The sequence below is a fragment of the Neobacillus mesonae genome, assembly GCF_023715155.1.
GTDB classification, from domain to species: domain Bacteria; phylum Bacillota; class Bacilli; order Bacillales; family Cytobacillaceae; genus Neobacillus; species Neobacillus mesonae_A.
The window spans coordinates 1-18831 of the sequence record NZ_JAMBNQ010000057.1 but is presented as its reverse complement, the minus strand read 5'-3'; the positions used below and the strand labels follow the sequence as shown (position 1 = coordinate 18831).

Genomic DNA, 18831 nt, shown 5'->3' with positions numbered 1-18831 from the left:
GCCGAAACCGACTTTTAACTTATCTGCATGTGCAGATAAGAATTATCCGGTATTAGCTCCGGTTTCCCGAAGTTATCCCGATCTTACAGGCAGGTTGCCCACGTGTTACTCACCCGTCCGCCGCTAATTCTCGGGAGCAAGCTCCCAAAAATTCGCTCGACTTGCATGTATTAGGCACGCCGCCAGCGTTCGTCCTGAGCCAGGATCAAACTCTCCAAAAAAGTTGAGTTGATTAGCTCATAAAATTTACATTGGCTCGAATTCAACTATATATAATAGAAGAAACTCGATAATTCATTGTTTGTTGACGTTTTTGTTTGTTTAGTTTTCAAAGAACAAATCATTACTTCTTTAAGAAGCAACTTTATTATTATATCACGCAGTTTATTCGGAGTCAACATTTTATTTTCAAGTTTTACATTTTTCTTTTTTGTTAACCCGTCAGTAACGACTGCTTACATATAATAGCACCGTAAGAAGGAAGAGTCAACACCAACTTTAAAAGTCTATTATTTCTGATTAAATACATATTAATCATGACCACCCTCAGGTGGTATTTTGTTTTGCAGGCTAACGCTGGCTAAACTGTCTAAAGTCATTCTATTACACTAGCCGGCTCCCGGAAAACCCGGAAGCCGGCTAGTGTAAGTTATTTCGAAATCTTAACGATTCCTTCTTCTTTCATCTCAACAAGACCTTGCTTTTCAATTACAACTTTTTCTCCTTCTCCTAAGTTAGTAAAGACAATAGGTGTAATTGATTTTGCATGTTCCTTAATATAAGCAATATCAAATTTTAATAATGGCTGGCCTTGTTTAATCGTTGCATTTTCATCAACTAATGTTTCAAAGCCTTCTCCTTTAAGGTTCACAGTATCTAAACCAACGTGAATTAAGACTTCACGGCCGCTGTCAGATAAAATTCCTATGGCATGTTTCGTTGGGAATAGGTTTACAATTTTACCGTCAACTGGGGAAACAACCATTCCTTCTTCAGGTACAATAGCAAAACCGTCACCCATCAATCTTTCTGCGAAGACGGGATCTGGCACTTCAGAAATCGGCTTAATTTCTCCTTTGATTGGAACAACAAAATGATCCTCAACCTTTCTTTCATTCTGCAATGCTTCTGGATTAACCTCTTCAACTTGCTGCTCGACACCTTTTTCTGGCGCTTTTTCTTCCGCTCGAGGTTTTTTACCGCTTATAATATCCTGCATTTGGCCTTTAATAATCTCTGAACGAGGTCCGAATATCGCTTGGATATTGTTACCAACCTCCAGAACGCCTGACGCACCAAGTTTTTTCAGTTCGTCTTTATCTACATCTTTAATATCATTCACCGAAACGCGAAGACGTGTTATACATGCATCAAGATGAGCGATATTTTGCTGTCCTCCCATAGCTTCCAGAATATTGGGAGCAAGGTTATCTGTTTGTCCTTTTGCCCCAGTTTCTACTACTCTATTGTCATCAGCATCTTCTCTTCCTGGTGTTTTTAGATTAAACTTGGTAATCGCAAAACGAAAGACAAAATAGTAAATAACCGCAAAGACCAGTCCTATAAGAATCACAATCCACCATGGCTGCTTGCCTGGTAAAATTCCGAATAGGAAGAAGTCAATAGCACCACCCGAGAAGGTGTAACCAAAATGCAGACCCAGCATTGCCATAATTACAAATGATAAACCATCTAATACCGCATGAAGCAAGAACAATAATGGGGAAATAAACATAAATGAGAATTCGATTGGTTCAGTAATTCCTGTTAAGAATGATGTTAATGCCGCTGAACCAAGTAACCCGGCAACAAGCTTTTTCCTTTCCGGCTTAGCGGTGTGGTACATGGCTAATGCGGCGGCTGGTAAACCAAACATCATGACTGGGAACTCACCGCCCATGAAGTAACCAGCTGTTAGTTTTACATTATCTTTTAGCTGGGCAAAGAATATCGACATGTCCCCGCGAACGATATCACCGGCTGCTGCCTTATACGAACCAAATTCATACCAAAACGGTGCATGGAAAATATGATGCAGACCGAATGGAATCAACAATCGTTTAATAAATCCAAAGAAAAATACCGCAATATACGTTCCGCTGCCTAATAACCAGTTAGAGGCTGCGTTCATACCATCCTGGATAGGCGGCCAAATAAGTAATAGCAATAAACCAGCAATAAATGAAGCTGCAGCGGTAACAATCGGAACAAATCTTTTTCCTGCAAAGAAACCGAGAAACGACGGCATTTCAATATTGTGGAATCGATTGTAACAATAGGCTGCAATTAATCCGGCGATAATTCCGCCAAACACACCTGTTTGCAGTGTAGGAATCCCTAAAACATTAGCAAAGCTTGGATCCCCCTCAATCATTTTTGCTGTAACACCAATCCAAGAACTCATTACCTGGTTTAGTACAAGATAACCAACAATCGCTGCAAGAGCGGCGGCACCGTCCCCTGCTAAACCAATGGCAACACCAGCGGCAAATATCAGCGCCAAGTTTCCAAAGATAATACTGCCAGCATCCTCCATAACACCTGCCGTCATTTGGATCCAGTGCGCATCTAAAAACGGTAAAAATTCAAGCATATTTGGCTGCTGGATGGCATTTCCTATACCCAGCAATAAACCTGCTGCAGGTAAGAGAGCAACCGGAAGCATCAGTGCTTTACCAATCTTTTGAAGCACTCCAAATGCATTTTTTAACATTATAATACCCCTTATATATTAGGTTAAACCCATTAAGCGTTTGCATGATGGAAACACAAAAAAAGGCATAAGGAAAAGTGCAATAGAAAGGAAGGAATTGGGTATAGCTTCCCCATCTGCTTCATTTCTATCAATACTTTTCACTCATGCCTGATCGTATCAGTAACACGTAAAAAATAATGACTATTTAATTTTTGCTTGTAATCTTTGCAGGTGCATTGTCAAATAAACGGCTTCCGCATCGAAAACTTGCAATTTCAGTGTTTGCTGCATGACTTTAATGAGCTTCCAAGCGAGATAATAGCACACCGGGTATTCCTTTTTCAAGAGGGAAGTTATTTTTTCCGGCTCTTCTACCCGTTCACCCTTCTTTACCCGCTCTATGGTAAAACGCAGATGACGGACCAGCCTTATATAATCAATACTATCTTTATCAATCTGCATTTCGAGCTGTTCCTCTACCATCCTAACAAGACGGCTTACCAGCTGGGAATCCTTGTTGACCTCTGATAGGTTTTTATTTGTAATAGCACTATGGACATGCAAAGTAATAAAGCCAACTTCACCTTGGGGAAGTTCGATTCCTGTCTGTTCTTTAATTAGATTTACCACTTCTAATGCTATTTCATATTCACGCCGATAAAGCGCCTTTGTTTCAACCAAAAACGGGTTGGTTACTTTTATTCTCTGCGCGGCACGCGTAAGCGCCATCATTAAATGGTCTGTTAAAGCCACATGAATATGTTCATTTAGTTCTGTATGGGTCTTTTGTTTGATGAGTTCAATTGCAGAAATAAACACTTCATGAATATCTCGGTCAATATACGGAAGCAGTTTGATGTAATTTTCCTGCTCCTGCTCATCTTTTAACACAAACAGTTTCTCTATCCCATTTGTATCAATTGTATCGCCTCGTTTTCGGTTAAAACCAATCCCTTTTCCTATGATAACTACCTCTTGATAGGAAGGATGTTCAGCAATAAGAACATTATTATTTAATACTTTTTCAATTTGTAGAACCGCCATTTATAGCTCACTCTTTTCACCATACTGCTATTCGTAATAAAATCGTATAAAAGACTTACCTTAATGTCAATGCTGCGGCCTTTATCAGAAATCACTCAAACTTCATTCCTCTAAGACCAATAGCAAAAAATACTACTGTAAACCCAAGTAATGCCAAAATATCTTTTAGTAGAATTCCGCTATGAAGGCTTCCGCTCATAATTTCCTTAAACCCTGACATTGCCCAGCTTTGGGGTACAGCTAAGGCTATTTTTTGCATGAATTCCGGTACAATATCCAGCGGCCAATAAACACCGCCAAGCATACAAGTACTGACAATTAAGACTGAATTCAGAGCCATGGCCTGCTGTTTTGTTTTAACAATTCCAGCTATCATCAGACCGAATCCTGTTACCATTATAATCACAAGGGACGTATATGGCACCAGATAAGACAGACTCCCCCAGCTCGAACCAAACATGAATTTGATTGCAGCTAAAAGTACTGCAAATTGAATCCACCCCATTATAAAGTAAGATAATAAATAACCGGTAATAATCTCACCTTTTCGTGCCGGCGAAATCAATAATCTTCCCCACGTACCATTCCGGCGTTCATCCAAAATGGCGGAAGCGGCACCAGAAAGACCGAACATCATAAACATAATGGCAAAACCTACGACCATTAAATTTACTTGAACGTGATTGTCAGGGTTCTTTTCAATCGTTTGTCTTTCTACCACTATTCCCTTTTGATTCACAACCCCTGCTAAAACATCAGAAAAAGAGGCTTCAAGTGTATCAGCAGCCTGATAAGAACTTGAAATCAGCCTTGCCGATCCTTGCAAATAGGCATTCAAAGCCTGATAATCCTGCGATTTCTTCTGTAAAATCACATCAAATAAAGCCCTCTGTCCTATTATACGTTCCTGGAAATCTTCAGGTATGGCAACAGCGGCAATAACCATATCATTGGAGACATTTTCACGTGCCTTCTTGAGTGTTTCTGTTTCCCATTTGAAGTTTTTATCTTTTTTTAATAGCTTAATGATTTCTGTATTAGTTTCATTACGATCTGCCACAATATTTACCACTGGTTTATTCTGCTTGGAATTTACAGACATACCGCCAAAAATCCAGCTAAATAATACCGGCATGACAAACATCAACACAAAAGCGGCAGGCGTCTTAAAAAAGCTTTTTAAATGCAGGGACAGGATTGGAAAAATTCTACGCATACTTTCCTCTCCTTTCAAAAACTAGAAAGATTACACCAATAGCCAAAAACAGCAGTCCCAAGGCAATCGAGCCGGCAACGGCAGGGAGAATTTCCGTAAGTTTCGCACCTGACATTAGTTTCAGATAGGTTTGCAGTGCAAGACCATTAGGGAAAAACTTTGTTACTGAGACTATCCAGTCAGGGAAGATATAAAGCGGTACCATACTGCCTCCTAAAGCAGCCATAATCTGAGTACCAAGCATCCCTGCCACATTAAATCCTTTTTCCGTTTTAATCAATGCCCCTGCAAGCATCCCCAGCCCGCAAGCATTCACTACGAAGGCAAAAGTCATGATGATGACACCCGAAATAGATGACCCCCAGTTAACATCAAATAGTAAGTTCGTGCCAATAATAATAATAAGTGCTTGAATGAAACATAGAATAACCAGACCCATCATTTTTCCTAGAAGATAATGGGAGTAGGTTAAATTCGTTAGCTGTAAACGCTGGTAAACCGGCTCTTCTTTTTCACGGATCATCATGGTAACCCCTTGAACAACTGTCATGAGCAAAAACATGACTCCCATTGCTGCTGCATAGTATTGGAAAGAGCCTGCCGGCTTTGTTTTTTTACTTAGTGTGGATTCTTTGATGAGGTCTTTCGGTTCAATAGATTCCTGCTGTACCGCTCCCGTTTCCTGTTTCGCGGCTAACATCGTTTGAATAGGAATGGTCTGTGCAAACTGTTCCACTACGCTTTGCACAATGATTGGTTTTACGCCTGGGTCAGGGGTGGATACGAGCTTTATCCTCGTTTCTTCACCAGATAATAGAGATTTCGAAAAGTCCGGCTGAATAATAATGCCAACCTCTAATTCATGGTTTTTTATTTTTTGGAGTAAGTCCTTTTCTTGAAAAAATTGAAGCTTAATTTGGTCTTCCATCCCCTTTTTAAATACTTCATCCGTTAATACTTTGCTCAGTACTCCTTGGTCTAAATCTGTGACACCAAGGGTGAATTTTTTTATGGAAACTTCTTCATCTTTCATCAAATTGCCAAAAGCTGCCCCTAAAATAGCAATTAACAACAATGGCATCGCAATCAAGGTAATAAATGCCTTTTTGTCCCGAAAGGTGAGCAGTAAATCCTTCCGTGCCAGCCACCAGAAACTCAAAAAACATCCCCCCTATCAATCTCTTAAATTCCGTCCGGTTAAATGCAAAAACACGCTTTCAAGGTTAGGTTCGACAATATCAACAGAGGTAATTCGTGTTCCCGTTTCTGTCACCGAGTGGACTAGTTCACTTAGCACCAATTGTGGTTCCTTATGAAAAACAATCAGCTGATTATCCTGAAACTGGAATTCTTTTTCAGAAAAATGTCCAGCTAACACTTTGTTTATATCAGCAGCATTTTCCTTTACTCCATCTATGGTTAATTTGATTCTGGAGCGGTCCTCCATCTTCTCTCTTAATTCCTTCAATGTACCGCTGGCAATGACTACACCATGGTCAATAATCCCGATTCTCTCACAAAGGTATTCTACTTCCTCCATATAATGACTCGTATAGATAACAGTCATTCCCTCTTCATTAAGCTGCTTAACCGTCTCTAGAATATGATTTCTAGATTGCGGATCAATCCCTACAGTCGGTTCATCCATGATGAGAAGCTCAGGATTATGAAGGATGGCTGCCCCGATATTCACCCGGCGCTTCATGCCTCCTGAAAAAGTTGAAACCTTGTCTTTTGCCCGGTCTGATAGTCCAATAATTTCAAGGACCTCTTCAACCTTCCTCGTAAGCTGGCTGCCGTTTAAGCCATATATCCTTCCCCAAAATTTTAAATTTTCCCATGCCGACATTTCCTGGTAGAGGGCAATTTCCTGCGGAACCACTCCAATCCTTTTTTGTGCCTGTTTCGGTTGTTTAACCACATCAATGTCATGCAGAAAAATGGACCCCGATGTCGGCGGAAACAAACCGGTAATCATATTAATAGTCGTTGACTTTCCAGCGCCATTTGGACCAAGAAGCCCAAATGATTCCCCCTTTTTCACACTAAATGTTACTCCTTTTACCGCCTCGAGCTGGCCGAAGCTTTTTCTTAAATGTTGAACATTTAACAATTCCACCCTAACACCTCCTGCATCATTCTTCCGCCTTTAATCATACAACAATCAATATGGAAAAATAACCATTTTTTCCATGACATTTTTCGCAAAAAAAAATAAGCCGCTGGGACCAAAGTCACAGCGGCCTTTTCTTGGATTATTGCAAGAATATAAAATATAGAACAAAGATGACAAAGAATAAATACATGATTGGATGAATGTCCTTAATACGTCCTTTGACAATCATCGTAATCGGATAGAAAACAAATCCAATGGCAATTCCTGTTGCAATGCTGTAAGACAATGGCATGGCAATCATGGTTAAAAACGCTGGAACGGCGATTTCAAATCGTGTCCAGTCAATTTTCCCTAAATTTCCAACCATCAGTGCTCCGACAATAATTAAAGCCGGGGCAGTTACTGGAGCAGTAATGACTGATAATAATGGAAAGAAGAACAATGCTAAAATAAAACATGCTGCTGTAACTAATGAAGCAAACCCTGTTCTAGCACCCGCTGCAACACCTGCTGTGGATTCAACGAAAGATGTGGTAGTTGATGTTCCTAAAACAGCACCAACAGTGGAAGCAACCGAGTCCGAAATTAACGCTCTTCCTGCTCTTGGGAGTTTGCCATCCTTCATTAATCCTGCCTGACCAGCTACCGCAACTAATGTTCCGGCATTATCGAAGAAGTCAACGAACAAGAATGTCAAGATTACCCCTAGCATAGCCGTTGTATAGAACGAGCTGTCATTAAAAGAAGAAAAGGCAGCACCAAAAGTTGGAGAAATACTTGGAACTTGGCCGACAATTTGATGCGGCACTTTAATTTCTCCAAAAATCATCCCCACGATAACAGTTAATACCATACCGTAAAATACCGCACCGCTAACCCCGCGAGTCATCATGATCACTGTAACAATGATACCGAAAATGGCAAGCAGCGGTTCTGGTGATGTTAAGTCCCCTAATCCAACAAGTGTTGCATCATTATTGACAATGATTTTCGCACTTTGCAAACCAACAAAAGTGATAAATAGGCCAATGCCGGCACCAACCGCATATTTTAAATCAGTTGGAATGGCGTTAATAATTTTTTCACGAAGTCCTGTTAACGTTAAAATTAGGAAAAATACCCCTGATATAAAGACGGCGCCAAGCGCATGCTGCCATGGAATTCCGCTGCCCAAAACAACTGAAAAAGCAAAGAATGCGTTCAACCCCATCCCAGGTGCAAGCGCCAATGGATATTTACCGATAAGCCCCATAACGATTGAACCTAGTGCAGATGCCAAGGCTGTTGCAACAAACACTGCTCCATGGTCCATTCTTAACGCATCAGGAAAATCCTTTACAGATGCAAGTGATAATGTTAACGGGTTTACAACTAATATATAAGCCATTGCTAAGAAAGTCGTAAATCCTCCAATTATTTCACGACGGTAATTAGTACCCAGTTTTTCAAACTCAAAATACTTTTGCATGATCCTTCCTCCTATTTTTTCACAAAAAAATACTCTGGTGTTTTCTACCAGAGCGTTGACTTTAGGTATGTGTAATTTGTGGAGAAAAGACCCCTTTTATTCACACTTACCTCGTAGTCAAGCCATTTACGGTGGCTTGGTAGAAACTTCTGGGCCATATCCCCAATATTATACGACGTAATTCGACAGTATTCTCTTTTCATCTACTATAATACCAGCGATATATTTATTCGTCAATAATAAATACGAACAATTTAATTTTTAAAAATCATATTGTTCGTGTTCCTGCTTTAACTGTTAATTTTTTAAAGCAGGTGAATTCGGTCTAAAGGATTACCTTTTCCGGAAATTATTTATACTTTTTTCTATTTCTGTATATGTGACTGTTTTTTCGCCTTCCCTACTTGATTTGTCCAAAGAATCTTTTTATGGGACTGTTCTTCGCATTCTTCAACTGATCGTCCTACAGTCTCTCTCTATGAGACTATTCTTCTCTGACCACCCTGCTTCCTATAGGATCTCTCTATGGGACTGTTTTTCAAAGTCCTCGTGTGTTTTGTCCCATAGAACTTCCTTTTAACCAAAAAAAGCCCAGTCCCTCTATCAGGAACTGGAGCTTTATTTTTCTTATTCCCACTCAATTGTTGCCGGCGGCTTGCTGGTGATGTCATACACGACCCGGTTTACATGAGGTACTTCGTTCACAATTCTGGTAGAGATGACTTCTAGCACATCCCAAGGAATGCGTGCCCAGTCAGAAGTCATACCGTCAATCGATGTAACTGCACGAATTCCGATTGTATAATCATAAGTTCGAGTATCTCCCATAACACCTACACTGCGAATGTCCGGAAGCACCGTAAAGTATTGCCAAATATCCCGTTCAAGGCCTGCCTTTTTAATTTCATCACGTAAAATCCAATCTGATTCGCGGACGATTTCAAGCTTATCTTCACTAATTGCACCAAGTACACGAATTCCTAATCCCGGACCTGGGAATGGCTGGCGCCAGACAATCTCATCCGGAATTCCAAGTTCTGTCCCAAGGGCACGGACTTCATCTTTAAATAAGGTATTAAGAGGCTCAATCAGCTTAAACTGCATATCTTCCGGCAGCCCGCCCACATTATGATGGGATTTAATTGTTTGCGCAGTTGCTGTTCCGCTTTCAATCACATCTGTATATAATGTTCCCTGTGCTAAATAGTCAATGCCTTCAAGTTTGGTTGCTTCATCATCAAACACATAAATAAATTCGTTGCCGATAATTTTCCGCTTCTTCTCAGGGTCAGAAACACCCTCAAGCTTGGATAAGAAACGATCTTTTGCATCCACTTTAATGACATTCATATGGAAGCCTTCAGAGAAGGTCTTCATGACACTATCTGCTTCATATTTTCTTAGCAAACCATGATCTACAAAAATACATGTCAGTTGATCACCGATTGCCTTGTGAATTAATACAGCTACAACCGATGAGTCTACCCCGCCGCTTAATGCACAAAGGACTTTCTTATCTCCAACAGTTTCACGGATTTTCTCCATTTGCATTTCGATAAAGTTTTCCATAGACCAATTGCCTTTTGCACCGCACACATGAAAGACGAAATTTTTCAGAAGCTCATTACCGTAAACAGAATGTCGTACTTCCGGATGGAACTGTACAGCATAGAAATTGCGCGCTTTATCGCTCATAGCCGCTATCGGACAGGAAGAACTTGTCGCTTCAACTGTAAAGCCAGCAGGCGGTTCTACAACCAAGTCACCATGGCTCATCCAGACAACCTGTTCTTTAGGAAGGCCTTCAAACAGTTTAGACTCACCCTGAATCTCCATAGTTGCCTTTCCATATTCACGCTGGTGTGCCTTCTCAACTTTTCCGCCTAAATGAACAGTCATCAGCTGCATTCCATAACAAATCCCTAGAACTGGAAGTCCCATATCAAAAATGGCAGGATCACAGCGGAAGGAATTTTCATCATAGACACTGTTCGGTCCGCCTGAGAAGATAACTCCTTTTGGATTTAATTTACGGATTTCATCCGCTGTAATCGTATGCGGATGCAGCTCACTGTAAACACCAAATTCGCGGATTCGGCGAGTAATCAGCTGATTATATTGACTTCCAAAGTCTAATACAACAATCATTTCTTGTTTCCCAGACAAAACAGCCACCTCAATTTTCTTCAAGTTATTTTAGTTTTTACCACTTTGAATCATTTAACAACAAAAAAAGCCAGCATTCTTCTCCCTGCAGATACCAGGAAGGCAGAATTCTAGCTTTCTCGTAATAATTAATCGCGAGGACCATTCCGCCTTCATAGTCAGACCGTTTACGGTGGTCCGGTAGAGACTCTCAAACCCTATCTTTGAGGATATATGAAGCAAATTTCCGTATTAAAATTCCATCATATTGTATCAATAGGTTGTTTTTACGGTCAAGCGATTGTCTTTTTAATTAAATTTTCCCACAATTCCCTGCTGTCCTGCCAGCTTCCTTCCGGCAGATGTTTGTGATACAAGTACTCCTCATAACAACTTGTAAGCCGCGTCATCTCTCTTGTTGAGAAAAAGCTGTCAATATACTTAGCATAATTTCTTAATGTTTGATTTTCTTTCCTTTTTAAGCCATAGCGGTCCAATTGATGCAATAAAGTCAAATAGGCTGAAGCAATGGTTTCATCTTTTCGCTTGAATCGATATCGCATCAATACAAGATAAGGCAGCCACTTTCCGCGGATATGATACAGGATGGCAGTTAACACTATAACACCAGCTATGGTAAGAACCATCCATTTCCAATGAGCTATAAAAAAGAATTTGACTTTTAACCATGTCAGTTTAAAATCAAATATCTTTTCCTTTTTGGTGGGATGTTTTGGTTCATCCTTCGGTTTCTCCTGCGGCTTTTGCACGGAAGCCGGTACCGAAGGCTGGTCATTAAGAGCTGTCTCGCCTGCACCATAGTTGATTCTTAGATCGTTTGTAAAACCTTTTGTCGGCTCAAACGGAACCCACCCTTGATTTGGGAGAAATACTTCTACCCAGGAATGTGCATTATTATTGGTAATTCGATAGACCTTCAACGAATCATTTTCCCCGCCGTACTTCATAAAACCTCCGCCGGTAAAGCCTTTAACCCAGCGAGTTGGAATGCCAATCGTTCTTAACATCACGGCCATCGAGGTGGAAAAATTATCACAATAGCCACGTTTCGTATCAAATAGAAACTGATCAACGTAGTCATCGTATTTCCCTGGCATGGCCACATTCTTTTGGTCATATGTGAAATCACTGCTGCTAAAATATGCTTCCACCGCCTTGGCTTTATCATACCAGTTGTTTTTCCCTGCAGTGATTTCTTCCGTCAATTGTTTAATACGTGGGGGCAGACTAGCTGGAAGCCGGGTATATAGATCGTAAAATTCCTGTCCCATTTCAGATGGGTTAAAAGCTGTTGTTTTTCTTAAATCATCAACTTTGTATCTTGGGACCGTAAAGTCCATTGTGTAATCAGTTGCTTCAAAACTTTCGATTTTCTCTTTGGTCGTATCAATCCCTATTGAATGACTTCCTTGAGGATTTTTAGGATTAATATTTCTGATTCTTTGGACGCCTGCCGGATAAACAATAAGAGGATTACGTGTATTAACAGGATAGATAACAGCTGTTTCCTTCATGGTCTCCACAGTGCCAAGGGCCGAATAAACTGGAACAAGTCCTCCTTCAGGAAACTCAATTGATGTTGAACCAGAGGCAATCCATCCCTTTCCCGTATACAAATCCTTTGTTTCTACCTTCCAATAGTTTTTATCAGGGGCTTCAGCCATGAATACAGGGCTATCATCACCAATAAACGGTCCTCCCAGCCGGTCATCATTCTCCCCATAACCGATTCGGCTTGGTCCATTGCTGCCTTTATTGGCGACACCATCCTTTGCGGCCTTCAGATATGGAACAGGATCAGGCCAAAATGGTGCTGCTTTCGGTGAAATCACCCCTGCAAGGATACTAAACGCCACCATTCCAGCAAGAGGAGCCATCCATTTTTTCAAAGAAGCTGGATTGCTGTTGACCTTTTCCCGATTGAGTATTCGATAAAACGTCAGCATCCCCATTACGGTAAAACCTGAAACAACCGTGCGGACTATGGCATATTTGGCATCATAAACGGTAAAGGTATCCAGGACAGTAATATAAACCAGTGTCATAAAGAAGAATATAAAAATTTGCTGCTGCCGTAAAAGCCAATAATGAATTAAGTAAACCATCAGCCAAAGAAGAATAAACAGCAGGAATGTACGAAACTCATAAGATAGGGCCGTCCAGTTTCTCGCTAACATAAATCCAACATTCGCGATAAAATCGGCTGAAAATGATTTTACCCAGCTAAATTGAAAAAAGCCTCCTTCATAATAAAACCGGTGAATAAAAAACAGCATATACATACTTTTTATGAAAAATTGCCAAATCCATTTCATTTTAAAAAAAGATAAAGCAAGTGATACGAGCAGGAAAATAATAAAGACTTCCATATGAGCAGTATCCGTTAATTTTTCAACCGGGCGGAGCCATTCCCACAATAGAATGAATCCCAGCATATATAGCAGTAAGGTTGGAAAGTCTCGTTTTATCATCATCTGGCCACCTCCGAAAAGGCTGCGGTAAAATCACCTTCATGAACCAGTACAACACGGACCCCGCGGGCAGCAGAAATCGCCATAAGAGAACGCTCTCCATCTGTCGGAAGTTCCATTTTCTCTTTTATAAGAAATAGAGTAATGGTTCCTTTTCTTTGCCCAAGAAAGCTTGATTTTTCAATCAGCGATTTTGTTAAATTTGCCGTAACCAGCATAATGGATACTGTCTGCTGAACAAAGCTGCCATCCATCGCTAAGACTTTATCTAATGGCGTATTGCTTTTGGCCTCAATCTTTGCGAGTTGGTAGAAAAGCTGGTGTAAGTGGCGCTCTCCTCCCATAATTGGAAATGAGGCTTTTTCATTGCTATTCGTTAATAAACCGGCTTGCGCCCCTCTTTTTAAGATGGCCCTCAGAAGTGATGTGGTAAAAGATACAACCGTTTCAAAACGTCTGTCAGCCATACAGTCCATTACGACAAAAACATCATGGGACTGCCGCTGTTCAAATTCCTTCGTCATAAATTCATTTCGTTTTGCTGTTGCTTTCCAGTTAATCCAGGAGAAACGGTCACCCGGGCGGTATTCCCTTACCCCGACGGTCATTGAGGTATCACGCTGCACCCGTTCCCTTGAGGCCGTTAACCCTTGATCATATTGGTTTTCAAATGGCCGGTATAGCATTTCGGTATATGGAGGATAGACAATGATCTTCCCCTCAGAAGAAAAGTCCCTTTCCTTTTCAAAAAGTCCAAGCGGATCCCCTGTCTTCACTGTAAACGTATGAAAAAAATGCTCCCCCCGGGGCAATTCTTTTACGATATATTCATAGGAAAGCTCCTTTTTGAAACCAGGAAATAACAATGCCTTCACACCCTTTTCCTGCGGCACGATGGAAAGAGCTTTATTCAATTGATCTTCTATCAGTAAATAAAACAAGGGAAACATCTTTGATCTTTTAATGGTAACCGTAACCTTTAACGGTTCGCCGGAATTGTATTCCATCTTTGAGAATACTCTCGTGACATGAAAATCCCCAAGCGGATAAAAAGTAAGTGCCACACAGTAGAGTGCAAACGGCAGAAAGCTGTAAAATAAAAACCAGCTGACAAATCCCCCCTGGAACATCGCATAGGAAAAGGTAAGGAAAAGCAACAAAAATAACAACATAAACTTCCATACCTTTTTGATAAAAAGCCCAGCTTTTTTCATGGTTATCTCACGAACCTTTGCACGGGTACTGGAACCCGTTCAACAACCCGTTTAATAATTTGCTCAGCGGAAATTCCTTCGAATTTTGCCTCTGATTTTAAAATAATGCGATGTGCCAGCACAAATGGCGCCAAATATTGAATATCATCTGGAAGAACATAATCACGGTTATACAGGAACGCAAATCCTTGGGCTGCTTTCATTAAAGCGATGGAACCGCGCGGACTCGCTCCAAGATAAACACTGCCATGGTCACGTGTCCGCCTGACAATGTCGACAATATAACGCTTAATTGTATCATCAACAAATACTTCTTTTATTTTCTCCTGCAGGGTTCTTAATCCGTCAAGGTCAATAACCGGTTGGAGGTCTTCAATCGGCGGAACTTTTTGGGCCCTCGTTAATACCTCCATTTCCTCTTGAATATCCGGGTATCCCATTCTCATTTTTAGTAAAAAGCGGTCAAGCTGAGCCTCCGGCAGCGGGTAAGTCCCTTCATATTCGATAGGATTTTGTGTCGCCATAACGAAAAATGGCTTTTGCAGTTTATGGGTCACACCGTCAATAGTGACACTGGCTTCTTCCATTCCTTCCAACAGTGCAGATTGTGTCTTGGGCGATGTCCGATTAATTTCATCTGCCAGGATGATATTCCCCATCAACGGCCCTGGCCTAAATTGAAATTCCATGTCTTTTGGATTGTAAATCGAAACACCGGTAACATCCGATGGGAGCAAATCCGGAGTAAACTGAATTCGCCGGAAACTGGCATTAACAGATTTCGCTAAAGCACGGACCATCATCGTCTTTCCTACACCCGGTACATCTTCCAAAAGCACGTGACCTCCTGCAAGCAGTGCCACAAGGCTTAGCTCTGCCACATCTCTTTTGCCAATCATCACCTTTTCAATATTTGTAAGAATTTGATCTATCACAGGATTCATTTGTATTTTCGTCAAAAAGATTCTCCTCCTTATCAGGGGGTTTATTTTTCATTGTTGTATGTATTCGCCATTTTTCTGTAAAATTCCTGTGAAAAAGACATGGGATTTCCTTAAATCTGGTTTTTGTAAATATATATTCTATCATGTTAGATACTGCTAAAATTCACATATTCCAATTAAATAAATTCCTTTCAAGCAAAATATCCGTAATCCTTTTACAAGACCGTTCCATTTCTTGAATATAGCAGACTTTGATGCGTAATCCTGATCTTCCAATTGGTGAAAACCACTCTGATCATTAGAAAGTAAGTTATCGCTTTATTCCTTGCATCTTGCAAAACAGACTGGTTGATTTAAGCCAACAGCTGATTCATACTGGAATTATAGAAATAGATTACAAAGAATAGGGGAGAAACATGGAAGGTAAGACACATATTGTTGGGGGCTTAGCAGCTGGAGCTCTATATTTAAACTTAGGAGGAACCGTTGGCCATGAGGCTCTTTTTTTTGGCAGCTTAGCTCTTGGGGCTTTAATACCTGATATTGACCACACCGGTTCATCGATTGGCCGAAGGGTACCGTTGATAGATAATATAGTCAGCACTGTATTCGGACATCGTTCCTTTACTCATAGTCTTTTGTTTTTAGTTCTAGCATTCTTCTTATTTCAGCAGACTTCTTTACCTAAAGAATTTGAAACCGGCATCTTGCTGGGAATGTTCAGTCATATGATTCTGGATATGCTTACAAAACAAGGAATTAAGTTTCTATGGCCTCTAAAAATTAATATAGGTATACCTGGCGGAATTCGTACTGGCGGTACAATTGAACAAGGATTTTTCACCGTTTTAATCGTATATCTTTGTTATGTAGGTTATCAAATTTATTTATAATTCTAAACGAAAATGACACTAGGAATTTCAAACACCTGCTGTGTTTATTTGTCGCGGCTAATATCCTGTGTATTTGAACAGTACTGGACGAACTTAAAAAAGGCAAGCCAATTATTACAGGCCTGCCTTTATCTATATGATGAGTATTTAAAGTAAAAATTTTTCCTCATCTTAACCTCTGCCACCTTATACAAGTCTGTTTGAATATAAACATAGCTTGATAGTATTGGTATTTCATATGTTCAATTAGTGTATACTCAAACTATTTTATGCGGGTCTTTGATATCAAAGACAATATCCCCGCGTCCTTTGCCTATCTTTTGATACACTTACCGGCCCATCAAATAATGCTCAAAATATTGCTAATAAAAAAACCAAATCCAGATTGGATTAGGTCTCTACGCGCCTTAGAGGATTCGAACCTCTGACCGTACGCTTAGAAGGCGTATGCTCTATCCTGCTGAGCTAAAGGCGCAACAAATACATGCAGAGGAAAATACTTCCCCTATATAAAAAATAATTCCACAGGCAATTTTCAAACCTGCTGCCGAATGATTAACAGCCGTTAGCTTTACCACTGAGCCGAAATCATTAAATTTATATAAAAAGGTGGGCCTAAATGGACTTGAACCATCGACCTCACGCTTATCAGGCGTGCGCTCTAACCAGCTGAGCTATAGGCCCCCTGAAACACTCTGGAGCGGGTGATGAGAATCGAACTCACAACAACAGCTTGGAAGGCTGTGGTTTTACCACTAAACTACACCCGCATTTTAAAATTCCCCTAAAGACGGCAAACGGATTTGAACCAGTGCAATGATTTTGCAGCGATTTGCCTTACCGCTTGGCTATAGCCCAATAATTAAAAATTGCGGGGGCAGGATTTGAACCTGCGACCTTCGGGTTATGAGCCCGACGAGCTACCAGACTGCTCCACCCCGCGATAGTAAAAAATTATAATGTTTCGTCCATGCTCTCAGATACAAAGACTGTCCCGACCTTAGAAAGCTTATTCAAGCAGTGATTCAATCGGTACACTGTAGAATATTCAAAGGAGATTATTCGAACGTGCTCCACACCGCGATGATAATAAACTATAGATAAATATGGCGGAGGAAGAGGGATTCGAACCCCCGCGCGGTTTAACCCGCCTGTCGGTTTTCAAGACCGATCCCTTCAGCCGGACTTGGGTATTCCTCCATACATATGGACCTTGTAGGACTCGAACCTACGACCGGACGGTTATGAGCCGTCTGCTCTAACCAGCTGAGCTAAAGGTCCTTATTAAATTCATTCTAATTTTTATCTGTCTGTCCCCATCTTAGAAAGTATATTCAAGATGCAGCGCGATGGGTACAACTCGCAGATTATCCAAGGAAGCTTTGCTCGTTGCTCTAACCAGCTGAGCTAAAGGTCCTTATACATTTTTATAATTGGTAGCGGCGGAGGGGATCGAACCCCCGACCTTACGGGTATGAACCGTACGCTCTAGCCAGCTGAGCTACACCGCCATTTTTTAATAAGAATTGAATGGAGCCTAGCGGGATCGAACCGCTGACCTCCTGCGTGCAAAGCAGGCGCTCTCCCAGCTGAGCTAAGGCCCCATATTGTTATATGTAAACTCTAAATGGTCGGGAAGACAGGATTCGAACCTGCGACCCCTTGGTCCCAAACCAAGTGCTCTACCAAGCTGAGCTACTTCCCGTTTATATGGCGCGCCCGAAAGGAGTCGAACCCATAACCTTCTGATCCGTAGTCAGACGCTCTATCCAATTGAGCTACGGGCGCATGAATAAAAAGTGCCGAGGACCGGAATCGAACCGGTACGGTAGTCACCTACCGCAGGATTTTAAGTCCTGTGCGTCTGCCAGTTCCGCCACCCCGGCAGATTTGGAGCGGAAGACGGGATTCGAACCCGCGACCCCCACCTTGGCAAGGTGGTGTTCTACCACTGAACTACTTCCGCAACTATCAAATGGTGCGGGTGAAGGGAGTCGAACCCCCACGCCTTACGGCGCCAGATCCTAAGTCTGGTGCGTCTGCCAATTCCGCCACACCCGCATATTCAAAATGATGAGCCATGAAGGACTCGAACCTTCGACCCTCTGATTAAAAGTCAGATGCTCTACCAACTGAGCTAATGGCTCATACATAAAAGTTACTACCTAATCTTTGGTTTGTTCGTCAGATGTCCGCATCTCAGGATATTTATTCCAGAAGCGGCTCCACGCGTACAACTCGCTGTCTTTCAAAGAAACTTATTCGATTGTATTCTGCCAATTGAGATAAATCAGAACTCATAATGGTGGAGGATGACGGGATCGAACCGCCGACCCTCTGCTTGTAAGGCAGATGCTCTCCCAGCTGAGCTAATCCTCCAATTAAAGTGGTGACCCCTACGGGATTCGAACCCGTGTTACCGCCGTGAAAGGGCGGTGTCTTAACCGCTTGACCAAGGGGCCAATATCAAAAATAATGCAAAATAATAGCCCCAAAAGGGGCTTAGCCTGGCAGCGTCCTACTCTCACAGGGGCAAGGCCCCAACTACCATCGGCGCTGAGAAGCTTAACTTCCGTGTTCGGTATGGGAACGGGTGTGACCTTC

At 41.4% G+C, this 18831-nt stretch carries 11 protein-coding genes, 16 tRNA genes, 2 rRNA genes and 2 riboswitches; of the genes, 1 reads left to right on the top strand and 28 read right to left on the bottom strand.

The features are described 5' to 3' along the window. From M3183_RS25070 to M3183_RS25020, 11 genes are all read right to left on the bottom strand, one after another. Positions 1-221, bottom strand: a 16S ribosomal RNA gene (locus M3183_RS25070); the annotation flags it as partial. A gap of 428 nt (positions 222-649) precedes the next feature. Next, complete coding sequence (ptsG, locus tag M3183_RS25065; RefSeq protein WP_251474389.1) at positions 650-2713, bottom strand: glucose-specific PTS transporter subunit IIBC; 2064 nt, start codon at positions 2711-2713, stop codon at positions 650-652. A 183-nt stretch (positions 2714-2896) separates the two neighbouring features. Further along, the gene (glcT, locus tag M3183_RS25060) at positions 2897-3739 is read right to left on the bottom strand and encodes a glucose PTS transporter transcription antiterminator GlcT (protein WP_251474386.1); all 843 of its coding nucleotides are present in this window, start codon (positions 3737-3739) and stop codon (positions 2897-2899) included. 91 nt (positions 3740-3830) lie between these two features. Further along, positions 3831-4955: an ABC transporter permease gene (locus tag M3183_RS25055; RefSeq protein WP_251474384.1), complete on the bottom strand. Its 1125-nt coding sequence runs from the start codon at positions 4953-4955 to the stop codon at positions 3831-3833. Continuing rightward, a complete protein-coding gene (locus M3183_RS25050; protein ID WP_251474380.1) occupies positions 4948-6114 on the bottom strand; it encodes an ABC transporter permease in 1167 nt (388 codons plus the stop codon). The genes M3183_RS25055 and M3183_RS25050 overlap by 8 nt, the downstream gene beginning before the upstream one ends. Before the next feature lie 15 nt (positions 6115-6129). Beyond that, positions 6130-7068, bottom strand: coding sequence for an ABC transporter ATP-binding protein (locus M3183_RS25045; RefSeq protein WP_251474395.1), 939 nt, complete (start codon positions 7066-7068; stop codon positions 6130-6132). A gap of 142 nt (positions 7069-7210) precedes the next feature. Then, entirely contained in the window at positions 7211-8539 is a 1329-nt protein-coding gene (locus M3183_RS25040) for an NCS2 family permease (RefSeq protein WP_251474377.1), read from the bottom strand. Positions 8540-8633: 94 nt separating this feature from the next. Further along, positions 8634-8735: riboswitch (purine riboswitch) on the bottom strand. A gap of 431 nt (positions 8736-9166) precedes the next feature. Next, a complete protein-coding gene (gene guaA, locus M3183_RS25035; RefSeq protein WP_251474392.1) occupies positions 9167-10687 on the bottom strand; it encodes a glutamine-hydrolyzing GMP synthase in 1521 nt (506 codons plus the stop codon). Between the two features lie 153 nt (positions 10688-10840). Further along, positions 10841-10942, bottom strand: a riboswitch (purine riboswitch). A gap of 35 nt (positions 10943-10977) precedes the next feature. After that, a complete protein-coding gene (locus M3183_RS25030; protein ID WP_251474375.1) occupies positions 10978-13179 on the bottom strand; it encodes a DUF4129 domain-containing transglutaminase family protein in 2202 nt (733 codons plus the stop codon). Next, positions 13176-14348, bottom strand: a complete 1173-nt coding sequence (locus M3183_RS25025; protein ID WP_251474372.1) for a DUF58 domain-containing protein — start codon at positions 14346-14348, stop codon at positions 13176-13178. The genes M3183_RS25030 and M3183_RS25025 overlap by 4 nt, the downstream gene beginning before the upstream one ends. Positions 14349-14392: 44 nt before the next feature. Further along, a complete protein-coding gene (locus tag M3183_RS25020) occupies positions 14393-15334 on the bottom strand; it encodes an AAA family ATPase (RefSeq protein WP_396953761.1) in 942 nt (313 codons plus the stop codon). Between the two features lie 416 nt (positions 15335-15750). Here M3183_RS25020 and M3183_RS25015 point away from each other — a divergent pair, with 416 nt between their 5' ends. Then, positions 15751-16227, top strand: coding sequence for a metal-dependent hydrolase (locus M3183_RS25015; protein ID WP_251474368.1), 477 nt, complete (start codon positions 15751-15753; stop codon positions 16225-16227). Positions 16228-16628: 401 nt separating this feature from the next. On the opposite strand, the gene M3183_RS25010 is transcribed toward M3183_RS25015, so the two are convergent. The 17 genes from M3183_RS25010 to rrf all read right to left on the bottom strand — a co-directional run. Continuing rightward, a tRNA-Arg gene (locus M3183_RS25010) sits at positions 16629-16702 on the bottom strand. 135 nt (positions 16703-16837) lie between these two features. After that, positions 16838-16911 (bottom strand) — tRNA-Ile (locus M3183_RS25005). A 12-nt stretch (positions 16912-16923) separates the two neighbouring features. Beyond that, positions 16924-16997: transfer RNA gene (locus M3183_RS25000), tRNA-Gly, on the bottom strand. A gap of 99 nt (positions 16998-17096) precedes the next feature. Further along, positions 17097-17170 (bottom strand) — tRNA-Met (locus M3183_RS24995). 164 nt (positions 17171-17334) lie between these two features. After that, positions 17335-17427, bottom strand: a tRNA-Ser gene (locus tag M3183_RS24990). A gap of 7 nt (positions 17428-17434) precedes the next feature. Next, positions 17435-17508, bottom strand: a tRNA-Ile gene (locus tag M3183_RS24985). Positions 17509-17661: 153 nt separating this feature from the next. After that, positions 17662-17738, bottom strand: a tRNA-Met gene (locus tag M3183_RS24980). Between the two features lie 20 nt (positions 17739-17758). Next, a tRNA-Ala gene (locus M3183_RS24975) sits at positions 17759-17831 on the bottom strand. Positions 17832-17855: 24 nt separating this feature from the next. Next, positions 17856-17932: transfer RNA gene (locus tag M3183_RS24970), tRNA-Pro, on the bottom strand. Between the two features lie 6 nt (positions 17933-17938). Continuing rightward, positions 17939-18015 (bottom strand) — tRNA-Arg (locus tag M3183_RS24965). A 12-nt stretch (positions 18016-18027) separates the two neighbouring features. Then, a tRNA-Leu gene (locus M3183_RS24960) sits at positions 18028-18113 on the bottom strand. A gap of 5 nt (positions 18114-18118) precedes the next feature. After that, positions 18119-18193, bottom strand: a tRNA-Gly gene (locus M3183_RS24955). A 10-nt stretch (positions 18194-18203) separates the two neighbouring features. Continuing rightward, positions 18204-18288: transfer RNA gene (locus M3183_RS24950), tRNA-Leu, on the bottom strand. Positions 18289-18301: 13 nt separating this feature from the next. Continuing rightward, a tRNA-Lys gene (locus M3183_RS24945) sits at positions 18302-18374 on the bottom strand. 156 nt (positions 18375-18530) lie between these two features. Then, positions 18531-18606: transfer RNA gene (locus tag M3183_RS24940), tRNA-Val, on the bottom strand. A gap of 8 nt (positions 18607-18614) precedes the next feature. Further along, positions 18615-18689, bottom strand: a tRNA-Glu gene (locus M3183_RS24935). A 43-nt stretch (positions 18690-18732) separates the two neighbouring features. Next, positions 18733-18831 (bottom strand): 5S ribosomal RNA (rrf, locus tag M3183_RS24930); the annotation flags it as partial.